Consider the following 13,003-nt stretch of genomic DNA (forward strand, 5'->3'; position numbering starts at 1 on the left):
CACCGGTCAGTTGGAAGGAATAAACAATCGAATAAAGGTGATCAAGCGGATGGCGTACGGTTACCGGGATAGCGAGTTCTTTTTCATGAAGATCAAGAGCGTCTTTCCCGGTAATCCGTGAAGAACCAAAAAAAAGCCCGCAGGAGCGCGGGCGAACCGTAGTTTCTTGAATGAGCGAGCGGACTGTACAAGGCTTGGCCGCGCAGCTGCAGTGAAGAAAAATTCATCTCGATGGGCGGCTCCAATGCAGTCCGATGCGCAACCGAGCGCCGGGGTTTCGCCCGTCAATGGCGGGTTTCAGGCCCGGTAGTGTTCAGCGGTTTCTGCGGATCAAGATTGTCCCGTGCCCGACAAATCAGGATCTCGGCCAGTGCGCTCAATTGCTTCATGGCCACCGCCACATGGCGTTTCGAGCCGTCGAACTCATCGGCAAAGGTTGCGCTGATGGCCGCGAGGGAATCGAGGATCTCACTGGCGTGGGTGAGCAGGGTCAGGGTGTCGACATCGTCGCGCACCCTGATGAGCTGATTGAGCGGGATGCTACGGCGCCGCTTGTGCGCTTCGCTGCGTGCGCTGGTATTCGATGGCGGTTGGGTGCTGGACGTTGGCGCATCGGACGGTGCCGGGCCAACCAGCGAAAGGCGGGGGATTTTCTTCATGACGTAGCTCCGTGGAGTGAACATTCACTGCAATTGCGGCTGCCAAACCGTCCGCTGGATGGCAGTGGTCATGGAGCGTAACGCCCTGAGGAACTGTGCACCAGTTCATCAAAGTCGACGCGTGTTGCGGGAATTTTCCTAGGACGTTCGATGTGGGAAGGAGGGCGTGGCGACAAAACCAATGGCAGTCGCGGTGATCACGGACGTCATTTCAAGGCAGGTGGTCAGCAGCAAAGTCAGCCTCTGACCGGGCACGCAACTGCCCCTTGCGACACGCCGTCTGGAAGCGTTCGAAGTCACGCTCGTTCTGCGCGGTGTAATGTTGCGCGTACTTCAACAGCGCATCCGCCAGCGCATCGCCTTTGCCGATGTAGCCACTGATCTGCGCAGCGAGACCGGAGGCCTTGGCATGTGCTCGAGCGAGGGCGCGGCCGCAAACGCGACCGTAGGCAGCAAAGGTTTCACCGTCGAAGTTTTCCAGTTCGGCAGAGATCTTCATGTCGCGTAATTGCCGCACGTAGAATTGCCGACCGCTGGGGCCGGTCGTCCAGCCCAGAAACAGGTCGCTGGCCGCCTGCATCAGGCGCTGCCCCTCGACCACGCGCTGCCCTTCATGACGCACCCTGGATTTGCTTTTGACGTAGTCGGCGAGCACCGAACGCCGGGCTTCCTTGAATTGCAGGAACAGCGGGAACTCCTGATCGTCCGTCAGCAGCGCCACCAGACAACGCGTGCCGACACTGCCGACGCCCACCACTTTGAACGCCAGATCCTGCACGTGAAACCGCGACAACAACTCGCGGCGGTCGGGTTGCAACGTGCTGCGATACTCGCGCATGAAGGTGCCGAAGAGCGGCCGCCAGTCCGCGAGCCGCAGCCAGTCATCCTCGGCATCCAGCAGCGTGGTGTTTTTGTGCAGGTGAAAAATTTCCGGCAGGTCATCGCGAATGATCAGACGCCCGTGGGTATCGCGCTCGCTGATTTTCGGCAGCAGCTCGGCGTGTGTGCGCCGTTCGGCCTTCTCGATGGCGCGCTCCACATGTTCAAGGGTACTTTTGCGTGCCTGCGCCAGCAGGTCGTTGTAGCTGATCGACTCGTACCAGTTTTCCAGCGTGCTCTGCTCGGCGCACTCCAGAAGCGTGGTCTGATAGGCGCCGACCATTTCACGACACACCTGTTCCTCGACCGACTCACCGTGGCGCAGGTCGCGGGCTGCCACCACGCAACTTGCCGCCAGACGCTTCAGATCCCACTCCCACGGCCCGGGATGTGCTTCGTCGAAATCGTTGACGCTGAACAGCAGATTGCGCTCAGGCGTGGCGAAACCGCCGAAATTCATCAGATGGCTGTCACCACAGATGGGCAAGTTCAGGCCCATGTTCGCCGTGCCCGACAAATCGTGCGCCTGCAACAAGGCATTGCCGCGAAAGAACGTGAACGGCGACACCAGCATGCGCCCGTAACGCAGTTCGACCAGCGACGCGACGCGGCCCTGGCTGGAGGCCTTGATCAACGGAATCGGGTCACGGTTCATCTTGCCGGTGGATGCCTGAGCGCTGCGCGAGCACTGCTTGCGGGCGTCCTTGCCTTGTTGCATGCGGTCTTTGAGTGAGGTCATTGGGCTCGGTCCGGCGGAAGGGGCGCTGTGAGTGTAGAAGCGCTTTTGGGGTTTATCCGTTGGCGTGAGCCCGGTGACGTCAACTCAATACTCCGCCACCTTATCTTCGCGCAAAACCCACCCGGCCTCGCCCGCCATCAACGTGTATTGAACCTGGCGCATCTTCCCCGTGCGGCCTGCGCCTGCGTCAGTGCTGTCATACACCGGGAAGCGCTGCACCAGCGCGTTTTCCACCACTGCAAACGAATCCTCGCCCTGATAGCCTTCGGCGATTTTCGGATTGTCGCTGACCGGCGGCAGGTAGATTTCGCTCAGGGATTTCTTGTTGTTGGCGGAATAGGCGATCAGATCGCTCGGCATGCCGCGTCCGGGCGAGCGGGTAAACACGTAGAGTTCGGGGGAGCCGTCGTTATTGAGGTCAGCAACCTCGGCACGCACGACCTCACCGGTGAGCGCCCGGCTGATGACCGCGTTATCGATCTCCAGACCTTTGGGGGTGATGCGCAGCGTCGGTTTGCCATCGACCTGTTCGGTGCTGGCGTGAAAGGCAATGCCCTGCAATTCCAGCGTCTGCTCGAATGGCTGTCTCCCGCTGGTGGCGTCGCCATTGACCCGTCTCAGAGACAGCTCGTAGTTGGCCACTTCGTTGCGCCGTGCGGCATTGCGCATGAGATAGACCTGAACCGTGTACTCGCCATCGGCCGGCAGTGTTCCGAGGAAATGATTGCCCATGATCGAACCGTTGAACAGCGCGTAATCCGCGCCCTTGGCGGTGATGTTGAAGTAAGCGGAGGTGTTGGACGGTTTGAAATCGACGGTGAGCAACTGGCCGGCCTTGGCGTTGAATCTGTACTCCGCCGTCTGGTTGCCCTTGATCGACTGTTTGCGCTGAACACTGTCGGCGCTGGTTGGGAAATCGATCGGTTCGACGCGCACAGCGCCAGTATCTGCTGCGAGGACCGGCAGAGAAATCAGTGCGGCCAACGCGGCGGCAATCCAGGTTTTCATCTTCAACTCCATTGCATCTCGATGTACGCAGCATAGAGGCTGCGTCGAGCAGGCACCCACTGATTACGCGGTTTATATGTTGCTGGATTTGAGCGCGTGCTTGAGGTGATGTTTCTGACACGAATCAGCTGTTCACATAATTCTCACCTCAGTTTTGCCATGATCATTACCGGTATTCCATCGGCCCGAGCGAGTGATCCCGTCATGAATGTGAGCGTTCTCTACGCTTTGGTTGCGGCAGCATTGTTTGGCGCCAGCACGCCACTCGCCAAGCTGCTGGGGGTACAGATTTCACCGATTCTATTGGCCGGTTTGCTCTATCTGGGCAGCGGTCTGGGTTTGGCCGTCCTGCGTTTCGCCCGCGATCGAGGCTGGCAGCGTTCCGGACTGGGCACAGGCGAATGGCCGTGGCTGGTCGGAGCGATTGGCTTCGGCGGTGTGCTGGCGCCAGTGGCATTGATGTTCGGTTTGACCAGAACGTCCGGCGCGAGCGCGTCACTGATGCTCAATCTGGAATCAGTGCTCACGGCACTGCTGGCCTGGGTCGTGTTCAAGGAAAACGCTGATCGACGAATCGTGATCGGCATGCTCGCCATCGTGGCCGGCGGTGTCGTGTTGTCCTGGCCGCAAGAGACCGTGTCGGCGCAGGACTGGACAGGCCCGCTGGCCGTCGCCTTCGCCTGCTTTTGCTGGGCCATCGACAATAACCTCACGCGGAAAGTCTCTGCCTCGGACGCACTGTTCATCGCCGGCAGCAAAGGCCTAGTCGCCGGTCTGGTCAACTGCGGCCTGGCCTTGCTCATCGGCACGCAAATGCCTGCGGCCACCACGCTGGTGCCCATCCTGCTGGTCGGATTTCTCGGCTACGGCGTCAGCCTGGTGATGTTCGTCCTCGCCCTGCGCGGGCTGGGCAGTGCGCGCACCGGCGCATACTTTTCCACCGCACCGTTTCTGGGCGCAGCGATCTCGATTCTGCTGCTGGGCGAGTCGGTATCGCTGATGTTCCTGCTCGCAGCAGCGTTAATGGCCGTGGGGGTGTGGATTCATCTGATGGAGAACCATATTCATGAACATCAGCACGAATTGCTCGAGCACGATCATCGCCACATACATGATGAGCATCACCAGCATACGCATGGGTTTGAATGGGATGGTAGGGAGCCGCACAGTCATCCGCATGTGCATACGCCGATGCGGCATAGCCATGCGCATTTTCCGGATGTGCATCATCGGCATGAGCATTGAAGTGTGTGGGGAGGGATTGGTTTTTTGCGGTAGGGGCAGGATGGGATGGCCAGATGCGACAAAGCCCGCACTTGGCGGGCTTTGTCGTTGAAAGTTGGGCCGGGGTAAGTTGAATTATGTTAGCAACATATTGATTAATTGTGGGAACTCCGGTTTGTATTTTGAGCTGGAATACCGATTGGAATACTGCGGCACGTATTCATGGCCTACCGATAACCAGCGCGGCCGCCCACTGTCGGGCGACCCTGTTCCAAGAAAAACCACTGAGCTAAAGCACTACGGCTTAACAGGCGTTTCTAGTCTGTCCAGCATCAGCAGAACAATGAGTGGAAGCCGCGTGCCGGGTTGGCGCAATCATGCATTTGATCGCGGTTGACGCTTCGAAGAGCTAAGTGTCAGAACTTCATCAGTCACGGCTGCAGTTCCTGGAGGTTGCTCACCACCAGTTGCTGGGCCTCAGGCAGTATTGCCATGTTGCGGTGGTCGATCTGATAGCGCTGCAGCACATACTTCACCAGTGCCCGGCGGCTGGAGACCACCAGTTGTCCCTGCGTCATGCCGAAGTCTGTTTCGATAATTGCCTTCTGCGCCGCGTTCAACCGCCAGTCAGGCTCGAAGATGATCGGTACCTCGACATTCCAGTCTTCGTCCTGCTCGCGGGTGTTTGGCGATGCGTCGAGCAAGTCTGGCTGCCCACGCAGGCGGCTGAGGACAAAGTCGCGGTACTGGCCGTTCTTTTCGCAGTAGGCCCGCACGTGCCAGCGCATGCCGGTGTAGACCTGCGTGTGCGGTGCGATCAGGCGCACCTCGACGTTGGGGGTGTTGAAGGAAACGTATTCGGTTTCCAGGCGCAGGCCTTCGTGGCAGCCCTTGAGCAAAGGGCGCAGCACCTCGGGCCGAATGGGCCGATCAGGCACTTCCAGCACCCTGGTATGCGCATAAGCCAGTGCCAGCCCGTCGATGTGCAGGGCATATCAACATTATGGCTATATGCCATTTATGGTCGAGCGTTTACCATAGCCTCGGCTACCCCGCATGTTCAGGGCTCCAGTTGATTGCGTTTATTGGCAAACAAAATCCTGCCTGACATTACTTCATTACAAGGACGCGCAATGAACGCCACTGAAGATCTCAACCGCCTCTATACCGATGTCTCGGACAGTATTGGCAGCGCCATGGAAGACATCCTCGCGCTTAACGTCGAGCACAAAGATGGCAAGCGTGAAATCGGTAACATCACCGAAAAACTGCGTGACATTCGGGGGCGGTTCGACAGCGAACTGGAACAGTTGAAAACCCACGCTGAGTGGGACACGTTCACCCTGGCGTTTTTCGGTGAGACCAACGCTGGCAAGAGCACGATCATCGAATCACTGCGCATCCTGTTCAAGGAAGAATCCCGCGAGGCACTGCTGCAACAGCATGCCGATGACTTGGAGCAGTTCTCGCAAGCCCTTACCGCTCGCTTCGAGCATGTGCGCGAAGGCTTGCACGCCTTGTACAGCGAGTACACGGGTGAAGTGGTCAGCATTCGCCAAAGCACAGCCCAGCTGACGCAAATCGTTCAGCGCGAAGCCCAGGAGCGAAATGCGATTGATCAAGCTGAAGCCGATGCTAGAGTGCGGCTTGCCCAGCAAGAAACTCAGGCACGACTAGAGTTGCAGCAGCATGAAGCCGCGCATCGCCAACAAGTAGTTGAGGTAGAAGCGGAGGCCAAGCGCACCCTCGCCGAACAGGAGTCCAGCGCTCGCCTGGTACTGGAGCAACAGGAAGCCTCACAGCGTCTGGACATTGCGCGAGCGCACGCGATATCGAGCCTCAAGGCCCGGCTGTCGATGTTCGCCATCGGTGGAGTGCTGTTCGGCGCTGTTGCTGCGGTGGCGGTACTGAAGTTGGCAGGAGCCTGAAATGTCCCAGCACGAACTTGATGAGTTGTTCGATGAGGCCGTCTCGACCCCTTCGCCTGTCTCCCCCGATGACACGCCGGTTCTCCAACGCATTGAGACGCGCTCTCCTGCACTGGATGGCCTGCTCAATCAGCAGTTCAAAGGGCTGCACGACGATCTGTTGGCTTATGAACATAAGAAGGCCCAGGCACATCGTGTAGACGGCTCGATCATCGGCACGGGTGAAGCCGATTTCACCAAGGGCAATACGCTCTACCCCCTGAACTACAAGGGCAAACGCTTTCAGTTGATCGACGTGCCTGGTATTGAGGGTGACGAGGCCAAGTATGCGCATATGGTCCGCGAGGCCGTTGCCAAGGCGCATCTCGTTTTCTATGTAAACGGCACCAATAAAAAGCCTGAGAAAGCCACCGCAGAGAAAATTCGTTCTTATCTACGTTTGGGTACTCAGGTGTGCCCCTTGGTCAACGTGCGTGGTAATGCCGACGCCTACGAGTTCGAGGAAGACCGCGAGTCACTGACTGCGCACGGCGACTCCACCGCCGCCTTGCAACAGACCGAGGACGTACTGCGCTCGGTACTGGGCAGCAAAGTTTTACAGACAGGCCACTACGTGCAGGGCTTGCTGGCATTTTCGTCGTTGGCGAGCGATGCGCAAACTGGGCGTACCACAATCGACCCCGCCCGTAGCCAAGACCTGGTGATTCAGCAGCGCAATTATCAGAAGCACTTCGCCTCGTCGAAAGAGATGTATGAATTCAGCCAGATCAAGTCCGTCGCCAAGGTGCTGCATACCAAGCTCGCGACGTTCCGAGAGGACATGATCGAAAGCAACAAGACCAAGGTGTACGAATTGCTGGTTGAAAACATTTCGACCTTGCAAGCGTTGCACGCAACCCATGAAGCCTTCGTTGCCAGGACTGAGCCGGAATTCGAGAAGTGCCGCGAAGCGATCAAGGCGGCCCGGGAGCGATTCGAACGGCTGGTCGTTGCGGGAAGGCGGAATCTTTGGGATAGCCTTTTCAACGACCTCAAGGAAGATGCCGACGATATCGTCGAAAAGAACTTCGGTGAAAACGACGTTATTTCCACCCAGATCAATCGTGCTTTCAAGCGTGGGCAGAATGAGCTCAAGGAGAAACTCCAGGAGCAGTTCGAAGCCTACCTAAATGATTTGGGGCAGGACCTGCATCAAGCCATCCAGCGTCTGATGGAGGACGTTGCGCGGGTAGAGTTCGAGCAGCTTCTCTATGACGCCGAATCCCTGAATATCAACTACAAAACACCTGACTTGGACCTTGGCTTCGAACTGGGTGACTACGGGTGGATGGCCTTCAACATAGGCTCCTACGCATTGGCTGGTGCAGGCATCGGCACCGCGTTTCCGGTGATCGGCAACCTGATCGGCGCCGTTGCTGGCGCTGTGGTGGGCATCTTTGTGAGTGTGTTGAGCATCTTTACCAGCAAGGAAAAACGCATTCGAAAAGCACAGGGGCAAGTTCAGGAGAAGATCGATGACGCATGCACCGAAGCCCGTAACGCCTTGAAGGAAGAACGCAAAACGCTGTTTACCCCTGTTCGCAAGCAAATTGACGAAACCGTATTGCCCCGCGTGCAGCAGCTTGAGGAGTCGCTCAAGCGCCCTCTGGACGTCATCGAGCAGCAGATCGCGCTGATGACCCTTATTAAAGAGCAGTTGGAGAACATGCCGTATGGAACAATTCAATCAGTTCAAAGTTGAGAAGCAGGCAGCGCTCAAGGGGCTGGAGCAACTGCGTGCGGTGCTCGACGAGTTGGGGGAGATGGGCGTCGACGTCGGTAGCGAGTTGAACAAGATCGACTCGGCAGTACAAGCCGTCGAGTCCGATGTGCTGCGCATCGCCTTGCTGGGTGCCTTTTCCGACGGCAAGACAAGCGTTATTGCCGCTTGGCTGGGCAAGATCATGGCCGACATGAACATCAACATGGACGAGTCCTCTGATCGCTTGGCAATTTATTCTCCAGAGGGGCTGCCGGAGAAGTGCGAAATCGTCGACACCCCCGGCCTGTTCGGCGACAAGGAAAAAAGTGTCGACGGCGAGCAGGTCATGTATGAAGACCTGACCAAACGCTACATCTCCGAGGCGCACCTGATTCTGTATGTCGTGGACGCTACCAACCCACTCAAGGAAAGCCACAACGACATCGTCAAGTGGGTGCTGCGGGACTTGAACAAGCTGTCTTCGACCATTTTCGTGATCAACAAGATGGACGAAGTGACTGACCTCACCGAGCAAGTACTGTTCGATGCTCAGGCCACGATCAAGAAGGACAACCTCAAAGGCAAACTGCAGCGTGCAGCCAACCTGAGCCCGGATGAACTGGCCAAGGTGAATATCGTCTGCCTGGCCTCCAACCCGAATGGACGCGGCCTGCCGTTCTGGTTTGGCAAGCCAGAGCACTATGAAAGCCGCTCGCGCATCAACGACCTCAAAGCCATGACCACGCAAGTGTTGCGGCACAATGTGCCTGCGGTGCTGATTGCAAAGACGGGCATGGATGTAGTGCGAGATGTCGTCGGCCAGCATGTGGTGCGCGCCGAAGAACAGTTGGAGCGGCTCAAGGCTTTTGCCGATCAGAATGCCGAAGAATCGGCACGTATCACCCAAGACATTGAATCGGGTCGTCGTGAAGTCAAACGCCTGGCCGGTGAGCTGTTCGAAGAACTTCAGAACCTTGAGAAAGGCATGCTGGGCAAGTTACGTCCGCTTGGCTTGGAAAACATTCGTGAATTCCTTGAGGACGAGCTGGGTTACACCGAGGATGGCGTAGGTTTCAAGTTGAACCTGAAAATCAAGGGCGCAATTGACCGCTCCTTCGACCAGTCTTCCAAAGTAACCAGCCGCATCTCTCAGGATATTGGCCGTCAGCTCAACTCCAGCGAGAGCTTCCTCAATGCCATGGGTGACAGTGCATTGAAGTCGATGGGCGGGGCTGCCAAGGGCATTGCCAACCTGAGCCCAGACATCATCAAGGGGGCGGTATTTGCAGCCCGTGATGCGCTCAGCGCAGTGACTGGCGTGGCGATCAAATTCAAGCCTTGGCAAGCGACCAAAATCGCCGGCGCCATTTCAAAGTGGGCAGGCCCTGCAGGCGCTGCAATCACACTTACCTCGGACCTGCTCAACGCCTATAAAGCGCATGAACTGGAACAGGAGTTGAAGAACGCCAAGGAGTCGATCGCCGAGATGATCAAAAGCGCCTTCAAGGATATCTACGACATCATTTCTGACGACGAAAAGCTGTTGGACTTCTTCGCACCGCAGCTCAAGGCGTTTGAGAAGATTGTCGAGACGGTGGAAGAGCGCTCGCGCTTCATCAGTGCCAACCAAGCCAAGCTGCAAACCGTGAAAGCCAAGCTGAATGCCCTGACATCATCGCCTGCGCGGCTTGAGGCAACTGCATGAAAAAGCTCGGCAAGGAGTAGTGCCAGTCAGTTGAGCCAAATTGGGCTGCCCTGCAGACCTTCGCGAACAAACCTGCTCCTACAAGATTGCGCAGTACCTGTAGGAGCAGATTTGCCCGCGAAGGGCCGCAAAGCGGCCTAAGGTATCTGGCGCACATCTTCACTTCCTGAACCCGCGCTCACTCCCCCAATGAACCCGCGCAAAAAATACTATTGCCACTGCCGGCACCAACGCCGAGTAGCCAGGTTTCAGTGCGGTCTTGAAGTTGGTCGCCCAGCGGCCTTTCATCTGCTTGCCTAGCAATCCGGGTAACGCCGACAGCATGTTCCAGCTTGCCAGTTGCGTGATGTTGAGCGTCCCGCCGGTGACTGTCAGCGATTGGGAGGTTTCCACCTGAGGAGCAGAGGCTGAAGCCTTGACGTAGGAGGCCAGGGTCAATCGCTCAGCCAGTGCGTCGACATGGCTGAAATAGGTGTCCGCAGGCATGGCCTTCACTGCGGCAATAGGCGAACTGCTGAAGGCATGGCCTTCCGGGAACGCGTTGTCGAACACTTGCCGAACCAACACCGCCTCTAACTCCACGACGGCGCCGCAACGTTGTCGGTCATTGCCCAAGTCGAAGTGCTCCACCAGCATGTCCAGCAGCGCGGCGTAGGCAATGCCCCGGCCCCGCACGAAATTCACCATGCAGTGGCCACCCAGGTGCTGCATTTCTCGGATGAAGGAGTGCAGCGGCTGTTGCTCGTCGATGTTGATCCAACTGCTGGTTTTGAGGTGTTTGATGCCTTGGGCCAGTACCTCTTGCGGGACGCGCTGGAGCAGGCCATACAGCAGGACGTCGTTGAGCACCGGGTCTTGCAACTGGGGCTGGCCGAGTTGTTGGCCGTTGAAGCCGGAAAACTGCGTGCGCATGAGCACGTCGTGCAGTTTCGGCCAGTAATCCAGGTGGCCGAACTTGGTCATTTCAACGTTATCGAAGGGCTTAACTTCATGCCGCCCCAGGCACTTTTCATCGGCATTGAGCAGCAACACACCGTCTGACTTGGAGTAGGCGTTAATTACACGTTCTGCGGTGTCGTTCAACGCCTGCGCTTCATCCGCCGACACTTCCACAGCCGCAGCCATCAATAGCACGTCATTGATGACCAAGTCGCACGCATCCCGGTTTTGGGCCAGTTTGCGCAGCGCGCTGATCACCACTCGTCCGCCCAAAGAGTGGCCGACAAGGTTTACGTGGGTGACGTAGGGGTAGTGCTCCAGCAGGTAGTCCCCCAGCTCATCGAGCAGGGCTTCGCCAACGAGATTCGCGCGTTTGCGGGACATCGCGAAATGCACGGCCCTGTCCCCAGCAAACGCCGCCAGCGTTGCTGCGGGGTGCAGGCGCGAGGCGCCGAAGATGACATTGCGCGAAAGCTTGCTGATTGAACCGAAGTGGCTGGATTCCCAGAACATCAGCAGGTTGATATCGGTATTCAGGGCCTGCGGAATCTGGCTGACCAGCAGTGCCCGGTCGGTGAAGTTGTGGCCCGCGGAGTAACCGTGGATAAACACGTTGGCGGTGGTGGTAGTGCTGTTGAAGGATTGGGTGGTGAAACTGAAGTGTTGGGGTTTCAAGGGCGAGAGCTCCGTGCGAGGGCGCGATCCACAGAGGCTTAGCATGTCAGGCTGGGTGGCAAACTGCCAGCTTATCCTCTCGTCTACATTGCAGCGGGAGTTGTCCAGTCCAGTGGATACAGAAATAGTTTTTGTGCTGTTTTTCTGTGCAATTCGCAGGTTTAGATTGGTGCATCGATACTCCTCTCAATGCAGATTGGACCTTCAAACATGAGCAATAACCTGTCAGGAAAAGCGGCCTTGGTTACGGACAGGGGCAATCTGAGCTAACGGCCTAAATATTTGATTTAAAACAAAAAATATCTATCAAGAAATTTTCTTTGGAATACCGTTTGGAATATCAAGGCCTTGAGTTATCGGTTTAAATGGAAGGAGGATATCCGTGTAGTAGCAGTCGTTTCAGTGAGCCTACGATTCTGACGCAGAGTTGTCAGGGGGGCCTGCTTTAGTTGTTTGCCTGTGCGCACGTCGAGCCTTGGCGATGGCAGCTTCAGGAGCTTAATGCGCGTGGAGATCCGTATATACCTGGCCAAAGCTCAATGGAAGGCTGGAGCCTGACTATAAATGTTGATCTGGACGATCGATGTCGATGCGACTACAACGATCCAGCAAGTTGTATGAAATCTTCAAAGAACTCAAGGAGCAAGTCATGACTTGGTTCATCCCTAAGGTCATCTCTTACGGCGGCATCCTCTTAAACTCCAGTGGCTAGGTTCTCCTATGCGAGCCAGTCAATCATTACGATGGCTATGTCTGGGCATTCGCCAAGGGCCTGCCCCTAAGCAATGAGACACCGGAGCAAACGGCTCGACGCGCACTCCGCGGCGAGGTTGGGAACAATTAAGGTTATAGGATTACCACCTAGCGTCTATAAGGGGGGGCAGCACGACCAATAAAAGTTTCCTGATGATCTCTGAGCATAGGCAGGGTTCGACCAGCCAAGAGACCCAAATCGTTCGTTGGGCAAGCCTCGAAGACGCACGGGTGTTTATAAAAATGACAACCAACCCCATTGGCCGGCAGCTTAATCTGCAGCTACTCGAAGGCGCTCAGCGGTGGTTGGAGGTCAACTACAAAGGGTTGATTGCGTTTGAACAAAGAGGCTCAAGCGGATGGGCCATCAAGTAAGACTGGATGACCGAGGAAATGCGGGACACGTTTTGTGACCTTGCCCTTGAATTTCTATCTTGGTCCTCAGGACGCTGAGGCGATCCACAAAGGCTACATTCCGTCTGCGATGGAAGAGAAATGGTTTAGCTATTTTGTGAACAGCAAGCTTTACCAGCACGGGAACTGGACAGGCTTCTAAATCAATAGCATCAGTTTTGTTGAGGAGCGGGGTTGGATTGCTCTCGGTGCAGGTGGATTTTAATAGGCTGTACGAGCAGTATTCAAAAACAGATGATGCAGAAGGTGTCGCTCGGATTGCACTGATGGCTCGCAAATTGGCTGAGCAGAATCAAAGTTTTCGACACTGATTAAATCGCAGATGGGGTAGAGCGGATT

9 protein-coding genes and 2 pseudogenes are annotated in these 13,003 nt (G+C 56.7%); 6 read left to right on the forward strand and 5 right to left on the reverse strand.

Features of this window, described 5'->3' with window-relative positions; genetic code table 11:
- Positions 1-121 (forward strand): transposase (locus tag CKW14_RS11520; protein ID WP_141228961.1); only part of this gene is annotated, 121 nt, incomplete at its 5' end.
- Between the two features lie 163 nt (positions 122-284).
- Here CKW14_RS11520 and CKW14_RS11525 read toward each other — a convergent pair.
- From CKW14_RS11525 to CKW14_RS11535, 3 genes are all read right to left on the reverse strand, one after another.
- Positions 285-659 (reverse strand): DUF6124 family protein, encoded by a 375-nt coding sequence (locus CKW14_RS11525; RefSeq protein ID WP_095049694.1) that lies wholly within the window; start codon positions 657-659, stop codon positions 285-287.
- A 211-nt stretch (positions 660-870) separates the two neighbouring features.
- A complete protein-coding gene (locus CKW14_RS11530) occupies positions 871-2,277 on the reverse strand; it encodes a DUF2252 domain-containing protein (RefSeq protein ID WP_095125339.1) in 1,407 nt (468 codons plus the stop codon).
- A gap of 84 nt (positions 2,278-2,361) precedes the next feature.
- Positions 2,362-3,285, reverse strand: a complete 924-nt coding sequence (locus CKW14_RS11535; protein WP_095125340.1) for a hypothetical protein — start codon at positions 3,283-3,285, stop codon at positions 2,362-2,364.
- Between the two features lie 204 nt (positions 3,286-3,489).
- Here CKW14_RS11535 and CKW14_RS11540 point away from each other — a divergent pair, with 204 nt between their 5' ends.
- Complete coding sequence (locus CKW14_RS11540; protein ID WP_095125341.1) at positions 3,490-4,530, forward strand: DMT family transporter; 1,041 nt, start codon at positions 3,490-3,492, stop codon at positions 4,528-4,530.
- A 410-nt stretch (positions 4,531-4,940) separates the two neighbouring features.
- On the opposite strand, the pseudogene CKW14_RS11545 reads toward CKW14_RS11540, so the two are convergent.
- A pseudogene (locus CKW14_RS11545) lies at positions 4,941-5,501 on the reverse strand (WYL domain-containing protein); the annotation flags it as partial.
- A 141-nt stretch (positions 5,502-5,642) separates the two neighbouring features.
- Between CKW14_RS11545 and CKW14_RS11550 the strand changes: the two are divergent.
- Genes CKW14_RS11550 through CKW14_RS11560 form a run of 3 tightly spaced genes read left to right on the forward strand, consistent with a single transcriptional unit; the run spans position 5,643 to position 9,883 of the window.
- On the forward strand, positions 5,643-6,437 hold the full coding sequence (locus tag CKW14_RS11550; RefSeq protein ID WP_095125342.1) for a hypothetical protein: 795 nt from the start codon (positions 5,643-5,645) through the stop codon (positions 6,435-6,437).
- A gap of 1 nt (position 6,438) precedes the next feature.
- Positions 6,439-8,178: a hypothetical protein gene (locus tag CKW14_RS11555; RefSeq protein WP_095125343.1), complete on the forward strand. Its 1,740-nt coding sequence runs from the start codon at positions 6,439-6,441 to the stop codon at positions 8,176-8,178.
- Positions 8,150-9,883, forward strand: a complete 1,734-nt coding sequence (locus CKW14_RS11560; RefSeq protein WP_095125344.1) for a LeoA/HP0731 family dynamin-like GTPase — start codon at positions 8,150-8,152, stop codon at positions 9,881-9,883. The genes CKW14_RS11555 and CKW14_RS11560 overlap by 29 nt, the downstream gene beginning before the upstream one ends.
- 159 nt (positions 9,884-10,042) lie before the next feature.
- On the opposite strand, the gene CKW14_RS11565 is transcribed toward CKW14_RS11560, so the two are convergent.
- Complete coding sequence (locus CKW14_RS11565) at positions 10,043-11,497, reverse strand: DUF726 domain-containing protein (protein ID WP_095125345.1); 1,455 nt, start codon at positions 11,495-11,497, stop codon at positions 10,043-10,045.
- Between the two features lie 724 nt (positions 11,498-12,221).
- Here CKW14_RS11565 and CKW14_RS30450 point away from each other — a divergent pair.
- A pseudogene (locus CKW14_RS30450) lies at positions 12,222-12,341 on the forward strand (NUDIX domain-containing protein); the annotation flags it as partial.
- Between the last annotated feature and the right edge of the window lie 662 nt (positions 12,342-13,003).

It is taken from the genome of Pseudomonas sp. Irchel s3a12, assembly GCF_900187485.1.
Taxonomy (GTDB): domain Bacteria; phylum Pseudomonadota; class Gammaproteobacteria; order Pseudomonadales; family Pseudomonadaceae; genus Aquipseudomonas; species Aquipseudomonas neuropathica.

What these genes read in the sequence shown, in the direction of transcription:
- CKW14_RS11525 (WP_095049694.1), bottom strand. Translation starts at nt 659, where the DNA reads ATGAAGAAAATCCCCCGCCTTTCGCTGGTTGGCCCGGCACCGTCCGAT.
- CKW14_RS11530 (WP_095125339.1), bottom strand. Translation starts at nt 2,277, where the DNA reads ATGACCTCACTCAAAGACCGCATGCAACAAGGCAAGGACGCCCGCAAG.
- CKW14_RS11535 (WP_095125340.1), bottom strand. Translation starts at nt 3,285, where the DNA reads ATGAAAACCTGGATTGCCGCCGCGTTGGCCGCACTGATTTCTCTGCCG.
- CKW14_RS11540 (WP_095125341.1), top strand. Translation starts at nt 3,490, where the DNA reads ATGAATGTGAGCGTTCTCTACGCTTTGGTTGCGGCAGCATTGTTTGGC.
- CKW14_RS11550 (WP_095125342.1), top strand. Translation starts at nt 5,643, where the DNA reads ATGAACGCCACTGAAGATCTCAACCGCCTCTATACCGATGTCTCGGAC.
- CKW14_RS11555 (WP_095125343.1), top strand. Translation starts at nt 6,439, where the DNA reads ATGTCCCAGCACGAACTTGATGAGTTGTTCGATGAGGCCGTCTCGACC.
- CKW14_RS11560 (WP_095125344.1), top strand. Translation starts at nt 8,150, where the DNA reads ATGGAACAATTCAATCAGTTCAAAGTTGAGAAGCAGGCAGCGCTCAAG.